Consider the following 19,527-nt stretch of genomic DNA (forward strand, 5'->3'; position numbering starts at 1 on the left):
AGCACGACCCGACGGGTAGGACCGTGAACGTAACCCTCAGGACCAGGGTGGGCGGCCTCGAGCTGCCCAACCCCGTGGTGACCGCTGCCGGATGCGCCGGAGCGGGCCGCGAGCTCGCCCAGTTCTTCGACATCGCCTCACTCGGGGCGGTGACGACCAAGTCGGTGATGCTGGAACCGCACGCGGGCAGACCGGCGCCGCGCATGGCCGAGACACCCAGCGGCATGCTCTCCACCACGGGGATGCAGGGCCCGGGGCTGGACGTGCTGCTGCAGCGCGATCTGCCGTGGTTGCTCTCCCGCGGGGGCCGCGCGATCGTGTCGTTGGCCGGGGCCGGGGTGGCCGAGTTCGGTGAGCTCGCGCATCGCCTGTCCGAGGCGGAGGGGATCGGCGCGATCGAGGTCAACCTGTCGTGCCCCGACCCGGAGAGCGCCGCGGGCCGCACGTTCGCCGACGATCCGGCCCGCGCCGGGGAGGTCGTGGGGACGGTCCGATCGAGGGCCGGAGCGCAGCTGCCGGTGCTGGCCAAACTCGCCGGCGACGTCCCCGACATCGTGGAATCGGCGACCGCCTGCTCCGAGGCCGGGGCCGACGGGCTCTCGATGATCAACACCCTGCGCGGCATGGTCGTGGACACCCGGACCCTGCGCCCGGCCGTGGCCGGAGGGCTGGGCGGGTTGTCCGGGCCAGCTGTACGCCCCATCGCGGTGGGCTGCGTCCACCGCGTGCACGAGGCCCTGCCCGAGGTTCCCATCATCGGTATGGGCGGCGTGCGGACCGGGGAGGACGTCCTGGAGTTCATGGCCGCAGGGGCCAGTGCCGTGGGGGTGGGAACCGTGAACTTCTCCGACCCCTCCGCGGGTGCGCGGGTCCTGCGCGAGTTCACCGAGGCGCTCGAGGAACGGGGTTTCGCACGCGCCGCCGACCTGGTCGGCGCGGCTCACCGGACCGGACCGCGCGGCTGATCCGCAGTCGGCCGGAAGGTGCCGGGAAGAGCTCCCCCGCGCCGTGCGGAACGTGTCCGAACCGGTCCCGGGTCGCCGGCATGAAGCCGTCCGCCATGGGAAGTGCACCCCTCGGTGGTGTGCACATGACAGTGACCGTGCGCCGTTTCGGGCCTTCGTGTGGGCCCGTCCGGTGCCGCACCGGCCACGGGGCCGGTGGCACACGATTGGAGAATCCGACATGACCGTGTCCTCAGCGCCCATCGCCGTCGCGATCGACGCCAAGGAGATCGAGACGGCGGCCACCTGGGCCTCTGCGGTGGCACCGCACGTGAGCACGGTCAAGGTGGGGCTGGAACTGTACTTGCGCTACGGTCCCGAGATCGTCAGCGCGGTACGAGGCGCCAACAAGGTCGGGGTCTTCCTCGACCTGAAGCTGCACGACATCCCCGCGACCGTGGCGGGGGCCGCGCGCAGCGTCGCCGGTCTCAAGCCCTCCTACCTGACCGTGCACGCCAGTGGCGGCTCCGACATGGTCAGGGCCGCGGTCGAGGCGGCACCGGACACCGATATCGCTGGTGTGACGGTTCTGACGTCGATGGACGAGGCCGATCTGGAGCAGGTGGGGCTGCTCGGGCCGGCCCGCGACGCGGTACGCCGCCTTGCGGTGCTCTCGGTGGAGGCGGGCGCCCGCGCGCTGGTGTGCTCGCCCCAGGAGGTGGCCATGGTCCGCTCGGAGGTGGGCCCCGACATCACCCTCATCACACCGGGCGTGCGCCCGGCAGGGGCGGACCGGGGTGATCAGTCGCGGGTTGCCACACCCGAGGAGGCCGTCGCAGCGGGCGCGGATCTTCTGGTCATCGGACGGCCCATCACCCGGGCATCGGATCCCGGCTCGGCGGCCGCATCCATCGCGGCGGCGGTCCGGCGTGCCGGTGTCCGTGTCTAGGGTCCGCTGCCGGGCCCGGCGGTGGATTCGTCGGGTCCGGTAGCCGGACTTGAGTAGGCGCCCCCGTGCTCACAGTTGTGGCTTAACGATGGCCGTTATTGCGTGCGTCCAAAATCCGATTCCGGCAGCCCTGAGTGACCCGGGTCACCGCTCTGTGACCGTTCCAGGTGACACGTTCTCCGCTACTTTCAATCAGGACCAAAGTCCTGGATTTGGTCCCCGAGGGCAGCTACTTGATGACTGTGCGTAGTTAGTTCGATGAAATAGGCCCTGAAAGGGCACTTTACGTTGCCTAACGGGGGTCAGACCTACTAACTTGCGCAGGCGTCCGCCCTCTACACACGAGTAGAAATCCGAGGTGACCCGGCGTGGCCCTTCCTCCCCTCACACCCGAGCAGCGGCATGCGGCTCTCGAGAAGGCCGCCAAGGCCAGAAAAGAGCGCGCAGAGGTCAAGAACAAGCTGAAGAACGGCGGCGTCTCGCTGTCCGAGGTGCTCTCCGAAGGCCTCAAGGACGACGTCATCGGCAAGATGAAGGTCTCGGCACTGCTCGAGTCCCTTCCCGGTGTCGGCAAGGTCCGTGCCAAGCAGATCATGGAGCGCCTCAACATCGCTGAGTCGCGCCGTGTGCGCGGCCTGGGCACCAACCAGCGCGCCGCGCTGGAAGAGGAGTTCGGCGACCTCACCAAGTAGAACCCCCGAACACCGCTGACCGCCCGTTCGCGTCTCCCCACAGACGCGGACGGGCGCGTTCGTTTCCGGTGGTATAACTGGAGCTTCCCGCGACGTACGCGGCACGTCCCGCACACACGCCGCACGGGGCGGCGGCCGATCCCGGACGGCCCCGCGGCCCTTCACGTCGGCGCACAGCGAATGGAAGCCCGAACACAGATGTCAGCTGAGCCCGGAGCCCAGTCCCAGCAGGCCGAGAAGCGTCTGATCGTCCTGTCCGGCCCCTCCGGAGTGGGCAAGAGCACCGTCGTTGCGGCCCTGCGCCGCGAGCACCCCGACGTGTGGCTGTCGGTCTCGGTCACCACTCGCGCACCCCGGCCGGGTGAGGAGGACGGGGTCCAGTACCATTTCGTCAGCGACGAGGAGTTCGACGAACTCATCGCGGGTGACCAGCTCCTGGAGTGGGCCCAGTTCGCCGGCAACCGCTACGGAACTCCCCGCGCGCCCGTCCAGGCCCGGCTGACCGCAGGACTCCCCGTGCTGCTCGAGATCGAGCTCCAGGGTGCCCGTCAGGTCCGTGAGACCATGCCCGAGGCCCTGCACGTCTTCCTCGCCCCGCCCTCCTGGGACGAGCTGGTTCGCCGCCTCACGGGCCGCGGCACCGAGGCCGAGGAGGTCATCCAGCGCCGCCTGGAGACCGCCAAGGTCGAGCTCGCCGCCGAGAAGGAGTTCGACACCACCCTCGTCAACACGTCGGTACAGGATGTGTGCGGCGAGCTGCTAGCGTTGATGGCTGCGCCCAAGGTGTGATAGCGCGGGAACCAACACGACCTGCGCAGCGCCCCGGAGCGCGGCCCGATCCAATTCATCCACCTCGCGGCTTTCGACGAGCCGGAGACCGTCCCTGGGGGTATTCGAAGTGGCTGGTACCGAGCCCGTCGCCGAAGGCATCACCAACCCGCCGATCGACGACCTGCTGGAGTGCGTCGACAGCAAGTACAGCCTGGTGACCATGGCCTCCAAGCGGGCCCGCCAGATCAACGCCTACTACGCTCAGCTCGGCGAGGGCCTGCTGGAGTACGTCGGCCCGCTGGTCGAGACGCAGGTCCAGGAGAAGTCCCTCTCCATCGCTCTGCGCGAGGTCCGCTCCGGGCTGCTGACCGCCGAGCCCTACGAAGGCAACTGAGGCGTCCCCGGCGGGTGACCGCCGGAGGCCCTCCACCGGCGCGCCGTGCCGCCCCCGGGGTCGGGGGCGGCCGTCGCGCCTGGTAGAACTCCTTCCGTGAGTGACAGACACATTCCCCAGGTGGTCCTCGGCGTCGGGGGCGGCATCGCCGCCTACAAGGTGTGCGAGCTGCTGCGGCGGTTGACCGAGTCGGGCCACCGGGTGCGGGTCGTCCCCACCGACGAGGCCCTGCGCTTCGTCGGCGAGCCCACGTGGGCCGCCCTGTCCGGGCAGCCGGTCGAGACCGGCGTGTGGGACCGCGTGCACGAGGTTCCCCACGTACGCATCGGACAATCGGCCGACCTGGTGTTCGTGGCCCCCGCCACCGCCAACATCCTCGCCAAGGCCGCCGCCGGCCTCGCCGACGACCTGCTGACCAACACCCTGTTGACCGCCCGCTGTCCGGTCGTGTTCGCCCCGGCGATGCACACCGAGATGTGGGAGCATCCTGCGACCCGGGCCAATGTCGAGACCCTGCGCTCCCGCGGAGCCGTCGTGCTCGACCCGGCCGAGGGGCGCCTGACCGGCTCCGACAGCGGGCGAGGACGCCTGCCCGATCCCGTCGAGCTCCACGAAACCGCGCGCCTTGCCCTGCGTCGCAGCGGGGGCGCCGATGACCTGGCCGGACGCCGGATCGTGATCTCCGCAGGCGGAACCCGCGAGGCCATCGATCCCGTCCGGTTCATCGGAAACCACTCCTCCGGCAAGCAGGGCTACGCACTCGCCCGCACCGCCGCCGCCCGCGGCGCCGATGTGACCCTGATCTCGGCCAACGTCTCACTTCCCGATCCGGCGGGGGTGGATGTCATTCCTGTCACGTCTGCTGCCGAGCTCGCCGAGGCCGTGAAGGAGCACCGCGTGGGAGCGGATGCGGTGGTCATGGCCGCTGCCGTCGCCGACTTCCGGCCCAGCAGCAGAGTGGGTTCAAAGATCAAGAAGTCCGGCGGTGAACCCGATCCGATCGAACTCACCGAGAACCCCGACATCCTCGCGGATCTGGTGCGAACGCGTGCCGAACGCGCTCCGGCGCAGACAGTCGTGGGTTTCGCGGCCGAGACCGACGACGTGGTCGCCCACGGCCGCGCCAAACTGGAGCGCAAGGGGTGTGACCTGCTCGTGGTCAACCAGGTCGGCCGCGGGCGTGCGTTCGGGACCGACGACAACCAGGCCGTGGTCCTCGGTATCGACGGATCGACGACCGAAGTTCCGCGTGGACCCAAGGAAGACCTCGCTGACCAGGTATGGGACCTGGTTCTCGAACGGCTGTACGGGTAGATTCGCGAAGAGACTCCGCCAGAGGACTGGATTTCGTACCGCTCGGTACGCCACACTTCACAAGGGCGTCCGCGGTCTGCCCGTCGGGGTGGGCCGCAGGGTTCGCCCGCCGACGGTCCCTATACAGTGGACCGACGACAACCAACCGCGACGGTCGGTATTTCCCGCTCAGGCGGGATCCCCGGATACCGTTCGGCGCATCGTCCATGTCAGCCAGCAGCCGCTGCAAGGAGCCACGTAACGTGTCCCGCCGCCTTTTCACCTCCGAGTCGGTCACCGAAGGCCATCCCGACAAGATGGCCGACCAGATCAGTGACGCGATCCTCGACGAGATGCTCGCGACAGACCCCGCCAGCCGGGTCGCTGTCGAGACGCTGATCACCACCGGTCAGGTCCACATCGCGGGTGAGGTCACCACGCAGACCTACGTCGACATCCCCGCCATCGTGCGCGAGAAGATCCTCCAGATCGGCTACGACTCCTCCGCCAAGGGTTTCGACGGCGACTCCTGCGGGGTCAACGTCTCGATCGACGCGCAGTCCGCCGACATCGCCCAGGGCGTCGACACCGCCTACGAGGCCCGCGTCGAGCGCGAAGAGGACAAGCTCGACCGCCAGGGCGCCGGCGACCAGGGCCTGATGTTCGGTTACGCCAACCGGGACACCCCGGAGCTGATGCCGCTGCCGATCAAGCTCGCGCACTCCCTGTCCGAGCGCCTGTCCGAGGTCCGTCGCAACGGCACCGTTCCGTACCTGCGTCCCGACGGCAAGACCCAGGTCACCGTCGAGTACGAGGGCAACACCCCGGTCCGCCTCGACACGGTGGTCGTCTCCAGCCAGCACGCCGCGGACATCAACCTCGACGAGATGCTTGCGCCCGACCTGCGCGAGCACGTCATCCAGCCGATCGTGTCCGCCTTCGGGCTGGAGTCCGACGACTACCGTCTCCTGGTCAACCCGACCGGCCGCTTCGAGATCGGCGGCCCCATGGGTGACGCCGGCCTGACCGGTCGCAAGATCATCGTCGACACCTACGGCGGTTACGCCCGCCACGGCGGTGGCGCCTTCTCGGGCAAGGACCCGTCGAAGGTCGACCGTTCGGCCGCCTACGCCACGCGCTGGGTCGCCAAGAACATCGTCGCCGCCGAGCTCGCCGACCGGGCCGAGGTCCAGGTCGCCTACGCCATCGGCAAGGCCCACCCGGTCGGTGTGTTCATCGAGACGTTCGGCACGGAGAAGGTCGCCCCGGAGCTGATCGAGAAGGCCGTCAAGGAGGTCTTCGACCTGCGTCCGGCCGCGATCGTGCGCGATCTCGACCTTCTGCGTCCGATCTACTCGAAGACCGCCGCCTACGGCCACTTCGGCCGTGAGCTCCCGGAGTTCACCTGGGAGCGCACGGACCGTGCCGAGGCCCTGCGGTCCTTCGTGGGCGCCTAGTCCGGAGTGTCACCGCCGGCGGGGCGGACGGCTCGGCGGAGCCGTCCGCCCCGTTCGTGTGGGGGAGTGTGTTCTGGGACGGGAGCCGCACGGCACCACGGAATGAGTGCTACTACGTGTTATGAGGTATGCACGTATTGTCATACTGCTGTGCGGAGGTTGCACCATGGCGGTGCCGAGGCTCATGACCGCGATCGGCCTGGCGGCCGTGACGACCCTGGCCGGGTCCGTCTCGGCCCCGGCGCAGGAGGATTCCGGCGGCGACGGCCCGCTGCGGGTCGCCCTGGAGGCCGACAGCGGGGAGGAGAGCCTCAACCCGGGGGACCGGGTCGAGTACACGATCCGGGTGCACAACTCCGGCGAGGACGATCTGGACGCAGCCCAGGTCGTGCATTTTCTGCCCGAGACGATGTCGCACGTCTCCGGGAGCGGGAACGCCGACCCCGACGGTTCGCAGGTCCGCTGGGAGCAGCCCTTGGAAGCGGGGGAGCGGTCGAACGTGGTCTCCACGGTCCAGGTGGTGAGCGTGCCCGAGGGAGGATCGCACTCCGCCGCCACCGTGTGTGTACGCCCCCAGGAGGGCGCCGCAGGTACGTGCACCGCCGTCGACCACCGCATCCACGGTGCCGTCCCCTGGACCGTCGTGACCTCCGCGGCCCTGCTCCTGCTCATGGGAATCGTCGGGTCGGTCGGCTTCGTGCGCTACCGGGACTCGCGCAGACCCAGGCCCGAGCCGCCCACGCCCAGCAACCACACCCCGGGCTCGGTCCCCAACGTGCGCACGTTCCCCGGGGCAGCCAAGGTCTACCACCTGGACGTGCACCGCTGAGTGACCGCGCTGCAGGGCCGGAGGTGTGGACCGCGCGGTCCACACCAATGCGCCGACCGGGGTTCTGTGCGTTCGGGGCGAGGCCCCTGCCGGTGTCGGAGGTGTGGACGCTCAACAGCAGCGGCGCCGGCTCCGAGAGCGAGCACGACGACGGGCCGCACCTCCGGAAGAAGGTACGGCCCCCGCGCGGCGTCCGGTGAGTGGTCAGCTCATCTCGTCCAGTGCCTTCTGAGCCTCAGCCAGCCACGAACGGCGCGCTTCCAGAGCCTCCTCGTGCTCCTTGGCCTTGCGCTCGTCGCCCTTGGCCCGCGCCTTCTCGAACTTGGACTCCAGGTCGGCGATGGCCGAGGAGAGCTGGTCCACCGTGCCCTGGGCGCGGGCGCGCGCCTCGGGGCTGGTGCGCTCCCACTCGGCCTGCTCGTTCTGGCGCACGCCGTCCTCGATCCGGCGGAAGGCGCCCTCGAGCTGGTCGCGCATGTCCCGGGGGAGCTGACCTGCTTCTTCCCAGGCCTCCTGGAACTCGCGCAGGCGCGTGCGCGCCCGGCGCGGGTCCTCGATCTGCGGGATCTCCGCCTTGGCCTGTTCCAGGATCTTCTCCTTGGCCTCGGCATTGACCCGCAGCTCCGCGTCGCGCTCGGCGAAGACCGCGTTGCGGGCGTCGAAGAACGTGTCCTGCGCGGCCTTGAACCGGGCCCACAGCTTGTCCTCGCTGGCACGGTCGGCGCGGCCGCTGGCCTTCCACCGCTGCATGAGGTCGCGGTAAGCGCGGGCCGTCGGGCCCCAGTCCGTGGAGTGGCTCATCGACTCGGCCTCCACGACCAGGGCCTCCTTGGCCACACGCACCTCGTCGCGCTGCTGGTCCAGGTTGGCGAAGTAGGCCTTGCGCCGCTTGGAGAAGGAGTTGCGTGCAGCCGACATCCGCTTCCACAGGGCCTGCTCGGTGGGGCGGTCGGCCCGGGGTGCCTTCTTCCATTCCTCGATGAGCTGCGACATGCGCTCGCTGCCGGACTTCCAGTGCGTGGTCTCGGCCGCGACCCGCTCGGCCTCGGCGACGATGCGCTCCTTTACGTCGCGCGCCTTGTCACGGGCCTGCTCCTGGGCCTGCTTCTGCTCGACCTTGCGCTCCTCGGCACGCTCGGCCAGCGTGTCCAGTCGCCGTGACAGCGAGTCCAGGTCACCGACGGCGTTGGCCTCGTTCACCGAGGCCCGCAGTTTGTCGATGCCGGCCATCGCCGACGAGGCCGACAGATCGGTGCTGCGCAGTCGCTTCTCCAGCAGCTCCACCTGGGTCACGAGGGAGTCGTACTTCTTGCGGAAGAAGGCCAGGGCCTCCTCCGGCGCGCCCGCCTGCCACGATCCGACGACCCGTTCGCCTTCGCTCGTGCGCACGTAGACCGTGCCGTCGTCGTCTACGCGGCCCCAAGGGTCCGTGGTCACCGTGTCCTCCTGCTGTCGTGGGCCCGTGTGCGGGCTCGGATCGTCGCGGCGTATGGCCCGATTCGTACGGGGAGCCGTTGTGCCCTGCACGATATCCCCAGGTTCCCCCGGGCCACGACGCGCCGTGTTCGCGAACAGGGACAGACGGAGCTGCGGTCTGCGCCCTGCGCCTCGTGCACCGGCGGGCCCTGCGCAACGGATCCGCGGATGCGCAGGTCGGGGCCGCGGGGCACATGGAGACGCTGACCAATATGGCATCACCGCGCGCTCTGGCAAAGAGGGCCCCCGTGCGCGGTGATCGAATGGTGATGTGTGCCAGAGGGTTCCCGCACCCCGGCGGGGAGCGGCCGGACCGGTCCCGGCCCGGCAGCGTGCTCGGTAGGCTCGGAACACGGAGGGCACAGGGGCGCCCGTGACGAGCCCCGTCCCTCATACACCCGACCTGGACACCGACCGAGGACAGGAAGTCATCCCCGTGCTCATCGCCGCCCTTCCCTCCGGGCCCCTCGCCGCGAACTGTTACGTGCTCGCCCCGGCCGAGGGCGGTGAGTGCGTCGTCGTCGATCCCGGCCAGGAGGCTGCCGAGCAGGTCGACAAGGCCCTCGCCGAGTACCACCTCACCCCGGTCGCTGTGCTGCTCACGCACGGCCACTTCGACCACGTCTGGTCGGCAGCAGAGATCGCCGACGGGCGAGGTCTGCCCGTGTACTTGCACCCCGAGGACCGCGGCCTGCTCACCGAGCCCGCCGCCGGCGTGGACCCGGGTTTCGCTGCCCAGCTCTCCGCCCTCCTGGGCCCCGGGCCCTTCTCCGAGCCCGCGGACCTGCGCGAGGTGGCCGACGGCCGGCACCTCGAGCTCGCCGGCCTGAGGGTTGAGGTCCGGCACACCCCGGGCCACACCCCGGGCTCGGTCGTCTACACCGTCACCACCGAGGAGGGGGTGCCCGTCATGTTCGCGGGCGACCTGGTCTTCGCCGGCTCCATCGGGCGCACCGACTTCCCCGGGGGCGACACCGCGGCGATGGACCGCAGCCTCGCCGACGCCGTGCTCGCGCGCCCCGACACCACCCAGATCCTGCCGGGACACGGACCGGGCACGACCGTCGAGCGCGAGCGTGCAACCAACCCGTACCTGCGACAGGCCCCCGCGTGAGCCCGGTCGCGTCCTCCCGCGCGCCAGGACCGGACCTGCGGAGCGAGGCGGTGCGGGGTGGCGGTTGGCGGTAAGATCCCAGGTGTTCAAGGGGCATTCCAGAAGGCCGGTCCCTCTCGGGGTTCGCCGGCGCATTCGCTCAGCCGTGTAGTTAGTGGACTTGGTAACTCATGCATCGTTACAGGACTCATTCGTGTGGTCAGCTCCGCAAGGAGCACGTCGGGCAGCAGGTGCGCCTCTCGGGCTGGGTGCACAACCGCCGTGATCTCGGCGGTCTGCTCTTCGTGGACCTGCGCGACCACTACGGGGTCACGCAGATCACGGCCCGCCCCGAGTCCCCGGTGTTCGAGGAGCTCAGCCGGGTCCCCAAGGAGTCGGTCGTCCAGGTCACCGGTGAGGTCTCGGCCCGCGACGCCGAGAACGTCAACCCGAACCTGCCCACCGGTGAGATCGAGATCCAGGCCGCCGAGCTCGAGCTGCTCGGAAGCACAGAGGAACTGCCCCTGACGGTCTTCCCGGAGGACAACACCTCCGAGGAGCGCCGCCTCACCTACCGCTTCCTCGACCTGCGCCGCGATCGCATGCACCGCAACGTCATGCTGCGCTCGCAGGTGGTCGCCTCCATCCGCCGCCGGATGACGGAGCTGGGCTTCGACGAGTTCCAGACCCCGATCCTCACCAGCTCCAGCCCCGAGGGAGCTCGCGACTTCCTGGTGCCCTCTCGCCTGCACCCGGGCCGCTTCTTTGCGCTGCCGCAGGCCCCGCAGCAGTTCAAGCAGATGTTGATGGTGGCCGGCTTCGACCGCTACTTCCAGATCGCGCCGTGCTTCCGCGACGAGGACAGCCGCGCCGACCGCTCCCCGGGCGAGTTCTACCAGCTCGACGTCGAGATGAGCTTCGTGGAGCAGGACGACGTCTTCGAGATCATCGAGGACGTCATGACCGACACCTTCCGCGAGTTCTCGCAGGAGGGCTGGGAGATCACCTCCCCGTACCCGCGCATCCCCTACCGCGACGCCATGGAGTGGTACGGCACGGACAAGCCCGACCTGCGCGTGCCGATGAAGATGGTCGACGTCACCGAGCTGTTCGACCGCACCGACTTCCGCGCCTTCGCCGGCAAGAAGGTCCGCGCCCTGGCCGTGCCCGGGGTACAGGACCAGCCGCGCAAGTTCTTCGACGGCATCGGCGACTACGCCGTGGAGCAGGGAGCCAAGGGTCTGGCCTGGCTCAAGGTCGGCGAGGACGGCGAACTGACCGGTCCGATCGCCAAATTCGTCGGCGAGATCAGCGACGACCTGCTCGCCGTGCTGGGCGCCGGGCCCGGGACGGGCCTGTTCTTCTGTGCGAGCGAGAAGGACGAGGAGATCAACCGCATCATGGCGCCGGTGCGCGTCGAGGCGGGCAAGCGTGCAGGGCACTTCGAGGAGAAGGCTTACCGGTTCTGCTGGATCGTCGACTTCCCGATGTTCGAGCGTACCGACGACGGCCACATCGAGTTCAGCCACAACCCCTTCTCCATGCCCCAGGGCGGGATGGACGCGCTCCTCAACAAGGACCCGCTGGAGATTCTGGCCTGGCAGTACGACATCGTCTGCAACGGTGTGGAACTGTCCTCGGGCGCGATCCGTAACCACTCGCCCGAGATCATGTACAAGGCCTTCGACATCGCCGGCTACGACAAGGACGACGTCGAGGCCGAGTTCGGCGGCATGCTCAAGGCCCTGAAGTTCGGCGCCCCGCCGCACGGTGGTATCGCGCCCGGTATCGACCGCATCGTGATGCTCCTGGCCGACGAGCCCAACATTCGTGAGACCATCGCGTTCCCGCTCAACCAGAACGCGCAGGACCTCATGATGGGCGCACCCTCGGACGTTTCGGAGCAGCAGCTGCGCGATGTGCACATCCGTTCGGTGCTGCCCCCCGAGACCAAGAAGTAGCCGGGGGAGCCGCCGGTGACGGTGAAGAGGGGCGGTGCGCATGCGCACCGCCCCTGCGTGTCCGGTCGGGGTCAGCGTTTGGCGGCCCCGCACTGCTGGCAGCAGATGTCCTCGTCGTCGGGGTTGCTGTGCTCGCACAGGCGGCAGGTCCAGTTCCGGAGCGTGCTGTCGTGCCGCGGGCGCGGAAGAGCGGGCACGTGTGGCCGGCGCATGGGGATCCTCGGAGGTAGGAAAAGTGTTTCTCTTGCGCTTCCCTCCTCGAGAGAACTTGAACCTTCCCCAAACGGCCACAAAGCTCTGTCGGTAATAAACCGGACACCTTTGTGTCTCGGAAAACGGCCGAAACCGGCCGCGCCCCCTTGTTGCGGATGCGACGGGGGTCCTTCATCCCCTAGCGTTGAGCGCGAATCGCCCTTTCGTGCCGCGATGCGCCGGTGTGTCACTCGAGAACACCGCGCACGAGCGGACACGGATTCTTTTCGTGGGGCGGCGCGGGTCTGTTCGGGCCCGCCGTATCACGCGGGTGCAACGATCCCGGTTCCGCCCTAGGTCGGTCCAGCTCGCTCGCCGGTGTTCCCGGCAGCCCTGAGCCCGACTCCGGTACGGGGCCGCCCCGTACCGGGGCCGCAACGGCCGCCCCGCGCCCCGCCGTGCTTCCGGCCGGTCCCGAGACGCCCCGGGGCGGTCTTTGCCTCGGACACTAGAATGAACCGATCGGAACGTTCCCAACGGGTGGCCGCGTCAGACGCGGGTGTGACGTCCGAGACGACATGAGGATGAGTCATACGTGAACCGAATGCGCGCCTCAGGCGATGGCTCCGAAACCGTGCTCGCGGGAGCGTTCGAACACGCCCCCGAACCGATGGTGCTCTCCCGCACCGACGGCACCGTCGTGCGCGCCAACGGGGCTTTCGCCGATCTCTTCGGGGACCCGGCCGGGCTTGAGGGGCGAGTGTGGCACGAACTCCTGGACGGCGACGACGCCCAACGCGGGGCCGCCCTGCACGCCGAGGCACTGAACGGAGACTGGGGGCGCAGGGTACGCCTGCGCCTGGCCCCCGCGGGGCATTCCGCCCGCATGGCCGAGGTCGAGCTGCGCCCGGTGCCCGAACAGGACCGCCTCGTCGTCCTCACCCACCTGCTGTCCCCGGAGGAGACGGACCTGCGTGTGGTCGGTGAACTGCGCACCGACAACTCCGACTCCGTGCTGTGGAGCCTGGACCTGAGCACCGGCTGCATGCGCGAACTCTTCGGCCCCACCCCCCTCGGCGCCCTCCTGGCCGGAAACGAACCCGAGCTCGAACACCTCCTCGAACGGGTCCACGCCGACGACGTCGCCCGGGTGCGCGACGCCCTCGCGGGCGCCTTCGAGGGCCGTGACTACGAACAGCGCTTCCGGGTCTTCGACCGCCTCGGCGACGAACGCTCCCTGCACGTACGGGCACGTTTCGTGCCGGGCGACCCCGACCGTCTCGTGGGCATCGTCGACGACGTCACCGAACACGTGCAGCTCGTGCGCCGCCTGGCCGACCGCCGCCGCACCGAGGCCGAACACGGGCGCCTGGTCACCGAGCTGTCTTCGAAGCTGGTCTCGGCGACCACCGTCGACGAGGTCATGGACCTGCTCAGCGAGGAGTTCCTGCCGATCTTCGGCGGGTACCACGCCGTCGCCCTCTACGTGGAGAACGGCCTGCTGCGCACCTCGCCCAGCGCCCGCGAGCGCGGGAACACCGACATCATAGACGGACGCCGGGCCGACGACACCGACTACCCGATGGGCGCGGTCATCCAGGACCGCCAGCCGCGCTTCTTCGAGAGCCGTGCCGAGGTCGTCAGCCGCTTCCCGTCCGCGGTCGAGCTGCTGCGCAACACGGGCAAGTCCCAGGCCTGGGCGACCGTGCCGATCTTCGGTGACAGCAGGATCGCGCTCGGCGTGTGGCAGATGGTCTGGGATCGCCCCCACCACGCCAGCCGCGACGAGCGAGCCCTGATGCTCACCTTCGCCGGGCTGGCCGGCCAGGCCCTGCAGCGCATCAAGGCTCAGCAGGCCGAGCTCGAACTCGCCGACGCGGTGCAGCGGCGCATGCTGCCCCGCCAGGTGGCAAGCTTTCCGGACATGGACATCGCCACCAAGTACCTGCCCTCGCGCGCGGACTGGCGCATCTGCGGGGACTTCTACGACGTCATCGAGCTGCCCGAGAACAAGGTCGGTCTGCTCGTCGGCGACGTGCAGGGCCACGGCGTCGAGGCCGCGGCCGCGATGGGCCAGATCCGTGTGGCCTTCCGCGCCTACGCCACGAACCAGTCCGACCCCGGGGTGGTGCTGGGCGAGACCAACCGCCTGCTCGCCGAGACCGGGGAGATCGTCTTCGCCACCTGCGGATACCTCGTGGTCGACCGCGAGACCGGCGTCATGCAGGCCGCATGGGCCGGACAGCCGCCCGTGGTCCTGGCCGCCGGCGGTGGTTACCGCGTCTGGGAACCCGAGACCGGACCTCCCCTGGGTGTGATGCCCGACACCGAGTACACCGTCACCACCAGCGTGCTCGCCCCCGACACCACACTGCTGCTGTGTTCCGACGGCCTCGTGGAGAGTTCCGACGTCACCATGCAGGACGGTCTGGCCGCGGTCGGTCAGGCGCTGTCCGAGCACGCGGCCAACCCCAAGGAGGCCGCCCACGTGCTCGCCGACATGGCACCCGCCGGACGCGGCGACGACATCGCGCTCCTGATCACCCGCATGACCCGGTCGGTGCCCAGCGACCCGGAGACCTTCTCCACCGCCGTCCCCGCGACCTGACACGCCGGCCGTACGCCTCGCCTACCCTGGAGGGGTGTCCGAAACACTGTTCGACGACGCCGGGGCCGAGGCCGCCAAGGGCCAGGAACCCCTGCCCGTCCGCATGCGACCGCGCGACCTCGACGAAGTTGCGGGACAACGCCACCTGCTGGGTGATGGCAGCCCCCTGCGCCGTCTGGTCGAGGACGACGCGCCCATGTCGGTCTTCCTGTGGGGGCCGCCCGGCACCGGTAAGACCACCCTGGCCAGCGTGGTCAGCCGGGTGACCCGTCGCCGCTTCGTCGAGCTGTCCGCGGTCAACGCCGGGGTCAAGGACGTCCGTACGGTCGTTGACGAGGCCCGGCGGCGCCTGGGCATGCACGGCACCCGCACCCTGCTGTTCGTCGACGAGGTGCACCGCTTCAACAAGACCCAGCAGGACGCCCTGCTCCCGGCGGTCGAGAACCGCTGGGTGAGCTTCATCGGCGCCACGACCGAGAACCCGTTCTTCTCCGTGGTCAGCCCGCTGCTGTCGCGTTCGCTGCTGCTGACCCTGGAGTCCCTCGAGGACGATGACGTGCGCCTGCTCCTGCAACGCGCCCTGACCGAGGAACGCGGCCTCGACGGGAGCCACGAGCTCACCGATGAGGCCACCGAACACGTGGTGCGCCTGGCCGGGGGTGACGGGCGCCGGTCCCTGACCTATCTCGAGGCGGCCGCGCTCGTGGCAGGTCCCGCGCAGGACGGTCCCCGCACCATCACCGCCGAAGACGTCGAGCGCGCCGTGGACCGCCACGCCGTGCGCTACGACCGCTCCGGTGACCAGCACTACGACGTCATCAGTGCCTTTATCAAGAGCATGCGAGGCAGTGACCCCGACGCCGCCCTGCACTACCTGGCGCGCATGATCGAGGCCGGCGAGGACCCGCGCTTCATCGCCCGCCGGCTCGTGGTGCACGCCAGCGAGGACGTCGGCATGGCCGACCCCACCGCCCTGCAGACCGCGGTGGCCGCGGCCCAGTCCGTGGAACTCATCGGCCTGCCCGAGGCGCGCATCAACCTCGCCCAGGCCGTGATCCACATCAGCCTGGCGCCCAAGTCCAACGCCGTGATCACCGCGATCGACGAGGCCATGGCGGACGTGCGCTCGGGCCGGGCCGGGGCCGTGCCCGCACACCTGCGCGACGGCCACTACAAGGGCGCCGCCGACCTCGGGCACGGCAAGGGGTACCGCTACGCACACGACTACCCGGGCGGGGTCGCCCCGCAGCAGCACGCGCCCGAGGGGCTGACCGGGCGCGAGTACTACCGGCCCACCGGACACGGCACCGAGCGCCGGTTCTCCGAGGTTCTGTCCCGCATCAAGGATGTGCTGCGCGGCGGCTGAGCCGCGCCGCGGTGGCGTGCCCCTGGAACGCGCGGGGCGCCCGGGTCAGTCGGTGAAGAGCTCGGTGACCTGCACGATCTCGCGGGGACCGTCGTCCTCCATGGACTCCTCGTCGAAGGTGACCTCGAGGATCATCACCGGACCCCAGGACAGGTAGTCGAGGAACTCCTCCGTCGGGATCTCGAGGGTGCCGCGGAAGTCGTCGTCGATGTGGACGTCGTCGGGCGCGGTGCAGAACTTCGCACACAGCACTTCGGCGTCGGGGTCGATCTCGGCCTCGTCCGGTTCACCGACCTCGTCCCACTCCGACGCCCAGTACTCGTGGGTCGGCGCGCCCTGGTCGCGGATCGGGGTGTCGTCGCGATCGACCGGCGTGTAGACGTAGGGGCCCTCCTCCGGGTCCTCCTGGTCGGAGGGGTCGAGCCGGACCACGACCGTGGTCTCCTCTTCCTCCGCCTCGGCCTCCTCGGCCGCGTCCGCCGCCGCCTCGGCCGAGGGCTCGTCGTCGCCGGGGGAGGGCAGGAGCCGCCCCACGCCCCACACACCCGTTCCGATCAGGGCCAGAGCCAGAACGGCCGTCCCCGCGGCGAACACGAAACGGGTGGGGCGTTTGCCCGCCATGTGGCCCTCCAGGCGCACCACCTCCGGAACCCGGGCCGGCGGTTCGATGGCGTGCCATTCGCGCTCCAGGATCCGGGAGATCTCGTCGCGGCCGGGCTGCGAGGAGTCGGCGTTGTGCTCGGCCTGCCAGACCGCGATGACCGCGCCCACGACCTCGCGCAGGCTCGGCCGACGGTCGGGGTCGGGGTCCAGCGCGCGCCCCACGACCGGGCGCAGTCCCGGCTCCAGGTCCCCCAGGTCGAAGGCGCCGTCGGCGGCGCGTTCGGCGATCTCGTCGGCCTCGCCGGTACCGAACGGCAACCGCCCCGTTCCGGCGAAGGCGACCACCGCTCCCCAGGCGAAGACGTCGGCTGCAGGGGAGGGGGCACCGCCGCGGTAGCGCTCCGGGCTGAGCCAGGTGGCGCCGTGCCCGCGCATGCGCGAGGCCGAGGGTGCCACGGCGCAGTCCATGATGTGCGGGCCGTCCGGGCCCAGCATGATCTCGCTGGGGCGCACTGCCCCGTGGGAGACCGAACGTGCGTGCAGGACGCTCAGGCCTTCGGCCAGCCCGACTGCCAGGGCGATGAGCTTACCGCTGCCCAGGCCGCCGCGTTTGGTCACGTAGTGGGAAAGGCGTTCCCCTGCTGTGTAGGGCATCGCCAGCCACGGCGGGTTCGCGTCGGTGTCATGCACCAGGGGCGTGACCACACGGTCGGACTCGATACCGGCCAGCGAACGCAGCCGACGGGTGAGCGCCGGGTAGGTGGAGGGGTCCTCCAGCTCGGGGGAGACGAGGGTCTTGACCGCGACCAGGCGCTCACCGACGTTCGGGGAGGAAACGTCGACCGCCGCGTAGACGGTGCCCGTACCGCCCTGACCCAACCGGCCCAGGACCAGGTAGGGGCCGATTCTCGACGGGTCGTCCGGATACAGCGGGGCCAGGCCCGGAGGGACCAGTACGGAGATCTCACGGGGAGAACGAGGGCTCATGGGGATCCTGTCGGTGCTTCAGGGGCGGCCGTCAGTGGGGGGAGTGTCCGGACATCGTAGTGAAGTCCGGACGGAGTGGGGACTCCACCCGATGTGTCGATTGTCCTGCCCGGGGCGGCAGCAGTCGATCCCTCGAGGCCGGAACGGGACCCGAACGTGAGGTGGTTCCGGACAGCCGTTGCGGATGCTCCCGCTGGCGTGCCGACACTGCCTCTCGGCGATGGACGCGATAGGGTCGGCCGAAAATCGGCCCGGCCCGCATCCCTTTGCGGACGGCCGAGGGCGTGGGAGGCCCGGACGGGCGCAGCCGGACGCCACCCCCAGGGCCCACCCTCCACTTCAACCCTCAACCTGCCTACGGAGTCACCATGCTGACCGGAGGAGAGGTCGCCGCGCTCGTCGCCGCGGTGGTCTGGGCGGTGTTGGCCACCTTCCTGTGCGTGGCCCTCGTCAAACTCATCAAGCTCATCAACGCGGCGACCCGGGTCGTCTCCGAGATGGGTGACCGCACACCGCCGCTCATGGAGGACATGTCCTCCACCGTCGAGCGCGCCAACACCTCGCTGGAGCGGGTGGAGGAGATCACCGCGAACATGCAGTCCTCCTCGGAGGACGTCTCCACCATGACCGCACTGACCCGCTCGGTCTTCACCGGTCCGCTGGTCAAGATCGCCTCGTTCAGTTACGCGGTCCGCCGGGTGATGGGTCAGCGTCGCACCCTCGCCCTGGTGCGCACCCGTAAGCGCAAGGAGGAGGCCCGGTGATGCGCCGCCTGTTCTACCTCGCTGCCGGTGCCGCCGTGGGCGGTTACGTCGTCCACCGTGTCGAACGCGCCCGGCGCGCTCTCACGCCCGGCGGGATAGCCCAGCGCCTCGAGGGCCACGTGACCGAGTACAGGGGTGCGCTCCGGGAACTCAACGAGGACCTCGCCGGCGCGGTGCGCGACCAGGAGGAGGAGCTCCTGCGCAGGTACGCGCCCCGAGAGCGCGGCCGCACCCTGACCGAGGGGGAAGGCGCACGCTGACCCGGCCCCAGCGGGCCCAGCGGGGTTGCCGTCGCCGTCGTGTGTCCAATGCGCGATTTTGCCCGTGCGTCCAGTTCTGTAGGGTCGGACCTGCGCTTTCGAGCACTGTCCACATACACACACGGAAGGCCCGGGCGATGCAGCCGCACGACCCCTACAACAACCCGGACCACGGCGGGCAGTACCCGTCGGGTCCGTATCCCCCTCAGGGGGGTGCCCACCCCTCGGGCGGATACGCCCAGCCTCCGGGCCACGGCCCGTCCGGTGGTTACCCGCCGCCGTACGGCCAGCCCGGAGGCATGCCCCCCGGCCCGCCGCCCACGGGCCCAGCGGGCACCGACCCCGGGGCCGCCAAGATGCCCGGAACCGTCATCGCGGTGCGGATCTTCCAGTTCATCGGGGGTGTCTCCGGGCTGCTCATCGGGGGCGCGTTCTGGGTGGGGGCCCTGATGATGGCGGGTGACCAAGCGGCCGTGGACCAGACGAACGCCGCGCTCGAGGCGGAAGGGGTCGGCGGCGCCGTCAGTGCCAACGAGGTGATCGGCGGGCTCGGACTCCTGGGAGCCATCCCGTTCTTCTACGGCCTGATCTCCACCCTGCTGGCCTCCTTCATGGGCAAGCGCAATGGAATCGTCCTCTGGGGCACCGTGGTCTTCCAGGTGCTCTCGGCGCTGTTCCTCGGATTCTTGCTGGTGACCGGAGGCGTGGCGGGGATCATCGTCGTCGGCCTGCCGCTGCTGTTCACCATCGGGATCATTGTTCTGATGCTGGTGCAGCCTTCCCGGAACTACTTCGCCCCGACCCCCCAGGGGCCCGCGCCCCACGGGTACGGCCCCGGCCCGCAGTACTGAGCCGGGTGGCGCACACGGCTCCGCACCGTGTGCGCCG

At 69.9% G+C, this 19,527-nt stretch carries 18 protein-coding genes; 15 read left to right on the top strand and 3 right to left on the bottom strand.

Annotation, left to right across the window (positions count from 1 at the left end):
- The first annotated feature begins 23 nt into the window (after positions 1–23).
- From D474_RS0115055 to D474_RS0115090, 8 genes are all read left to right on the top strand, one after another.
- On the top strand, positions 24–965 hold the full coding sequence (locus D474_RS0115055) for a dihydroorotate dehydrogenase (RefSeq protein ID WP_026118507.1): 942 nt from the start codon (positions 24–26) through the stop codon (positions 963–965).
- Positions 966–1,185: 220 nt separating this feature from the next.
- Entirely contained in the window at positions 1,186–1,893 is a 708-nt protein-coding gene (gene pyrF / locus D474_RS0115060) for an orotidine-5'-phosphate decarboxylase (protein ID WP_017614382.1), read from the top strand.
- Between the two features lie 368 nt (positions 1,894–2,261).
- Complete coding sequence (gene mihF / locus D474_RS0115065; RefSeq protein WP_017576782.1) at positions 2,262–2,585, top strand: integration host factor, actinobacterial type; 324 nt, start codon at positions 2,262–2,264, stop codon at positions 2,583–2,585.
- A 198-nt stretch (positions 2,586–2,783) separates the two neighbouring features.
- Positions 2,784–3,374 (top strand): guanylate kinase, encoded by a 591-nt coding sequence (gene gmk / locus D474_RS0115070; protein WP_017614383.1) that lies wholly within the window; start codon positions 2,784–2,786, stop codon positions 3,372–3,374.
- Between the two features lie 109 nt (positions 3,375–3,483).
- Positions 3,484–3,750, top strand: a complete 267-nt coding sequence (gene rpoZ / locus D474_RS0115075) for a DNA-directed RNA polymerase subunit omega (RefSeq protein ID WP_017614384.1) — start codon at positions 3,484–3,486, stop codon at positions 3,748–3,750.
- 120 nt (positions 3,751–3,870) lie between these two features.
- Positions 3,871–5,064, top strand: a complete 1,194-nt coding sequence (gene coaBC, locus D474_RS0115080; protein ID WP_017614385.1) for a bifunctional phosphopantothenoylcysteine decarboxylase/phosphopantothenate--cysteine ligase CoaBC — start codon at positions 3,871–3,873, stop codon at positions 5,062–5,064.
- 242 nt (positions 5,065–5,306) lie between these two features.
- The gene (metK, locus tag D474_RS0115085) at positions 5,307–6,500 is read left to right on the top strand and encodes a methionine adenosyltransferase (protein WP_017614386.1); all 1,194 of its coding nucleotides are present in this window, start codon (positions 5,307–5,309) and stop codon (positions 6,498–6,500) included.
- Between the two features lie 166 nt (positions 6,501–6,666).
- Complete coding sequence (locus D474_RS0115090) at positions 6,667–7,329, top strand: DUF11 domain-containing protein (protein WP_017614387.1); 663 nt, start codon at positions 6,667–6,669, stop codon at positions 7,327–7,329.
- A gap of 204 nt (positions 7,330–7,533) precedes the next feature.
- On the opposite strand, the gene D474_RS0115100 is transcribed toward D474_RS0115090, so the two are convergent.
- Positions 7,534–8,766, bottom strand: coding sequence for a DUF349 domain-containing protein (locus tag D474_RS0115100; RefSeq protein ID WP_017614389.1), 1,233 nt, complete (start codon positions 8,764–8,766; stop codon positions 7,534–7,536).
- A gap of 475 nt (positions 8,767–9,241) precedes the next feature.
- On the opposite strand from D474_RS0115100, the gene D474_RS0115105 reads away from it, so the two are divergent.
- Positions 9,242–9,919: an MBL fold metallo-hydrolase gene (locus D474_RS0115105; RefSeq protein WP_017614390.1), complete on the top strand. Its 678-nt coding sequence runs from the start codon at positions 9,242–9,244 to the stop codon at positions 9,917–9,919.
- A 170-nt stretch (positions 9,920–10,089) separates the two neighbouring features.
- Positions 10,090–11,859 carry an aspartate--tRNA ligase gene (gene aspS, locus D474_RS0115110; RefSeq protein ID WP_083931842.1) on the top strand — a complete coding sequence of 590 codons (1,770 nt, stop codon included), beginning with the start codon at positions 10,090–10,092 and terminating at the stop codon, positions 11,857–11,859.
- 71 nt (positions 11,860–11,930) lie between these two features.
- Here the strand turns inward: aspS and D474_RS32725 are convergent, their stop codons facing one another.
- Positions 11,931–12,071, bottom strand: a complete 141-nt coding sequence (locus D474_RS32725) for a hypothetical protein (protein ID WP_193374015.1) — start codon at positions 12,069–12,071, stop codon at positions 11,931–11,933.
- A 584-nt stretch (positions 12,072–12,655) separates the two neighbouring features.
- Here D474_RS32725 and D474_RS0115115 point away from each other — a divergent pair.
- On the top strand, positions 12,656–14,659 hold the full coding sequence (locus D474_RS0115115; protein ID WP_017614392.1) for a SpoIIE family protein phosphatase: 2,004 nt from the start codon (positions 12,656–12,658) through the stop codon (positions 14,657–14,659).
- A gap of 34 nt (positions 14,660–14,693) precedes the next feature.
- Positions 14,694–16,025 (top strand): replication-associated recombination protein A, encoded by a 1,332-nt coding sequence (locus D474_RS0115120; RefSeq protein ID WP_017614393.1) that lies wholly within the window; start codon positions 14,694–14,696, stop codon positions 16,023–16,025.
- Positions 16,026–16,070: 45 nt separating this feature from the next.
- On the opposite strand, the gene D474_RS0115125 is transcribed toward D474_RS0115120, so the two are convergent.
- Positions 16,071–17,615, bottom strand: coding sequence for a serine/threonine-protein kinase (locus D474_RS0115125; protein ID WP_026118510.1), 1,545 nt, complete (start codon positions 17,613–17,615; stop codon positions 16,071–16,073).
- Positions 17,616–17,983: 368 nt separating this feature from the next.
- Between D474_RS0115125 and D474_RS0115130 the strand changes: the two genes are divergently transcribed.
- From D474_RS0115130 to D474_RS0115140, 3 genes are all read left to right on the top strand, one after another.
- Complete coding sequence (locus tag D474_RS0115130; protein WP_017614394.1) at positions 17,984–18,379, top strand: DUF948 domain-containing protein; 396 nt, start codon at positions 17,984–17,986, stop codon at positions 18,377–18,379.
- Positions 18,376–18,639, top strand: a complete 264-nt coding sequence (locus tag D474_RS0115135) for a hypothetical protein (RefSeq protein ID WP_017614395.1) — start codon at positions 18,376–18,378, stop codon at positions 18,637–18,639. The genes D474_RS0115130 and D474_RS0115135 overlap by 4 nt, the downstream gene beginning before the upstream one ends.
- A gap of 137 nt (positions 18,640–18,776) precedes the next feature.
- Positions 18,777–19,490: a hypothetical protein gene (locus D474_RS0115140; protein ID WP_017614396.1), complete on the top strand. Its 714-nt coding sequence runs from the start codon at positions 18,777–18,779 to the stop codon at positions 19,488–19,490.
- Positions 19,491–19,527: the final 37 nt, after the last annotated feature.

The sequence above is a fragment of the Nocardiopsis salina YIM 90010 genome, assembly GCF_000341025.1.
GTDB classification, from domain to species: Bacteria; Actinomycetota; Actinomycetes; order Streptosporangiales; family Streptosporangiaceae; genus Nocardiopsis; species Nocardiopsis salina.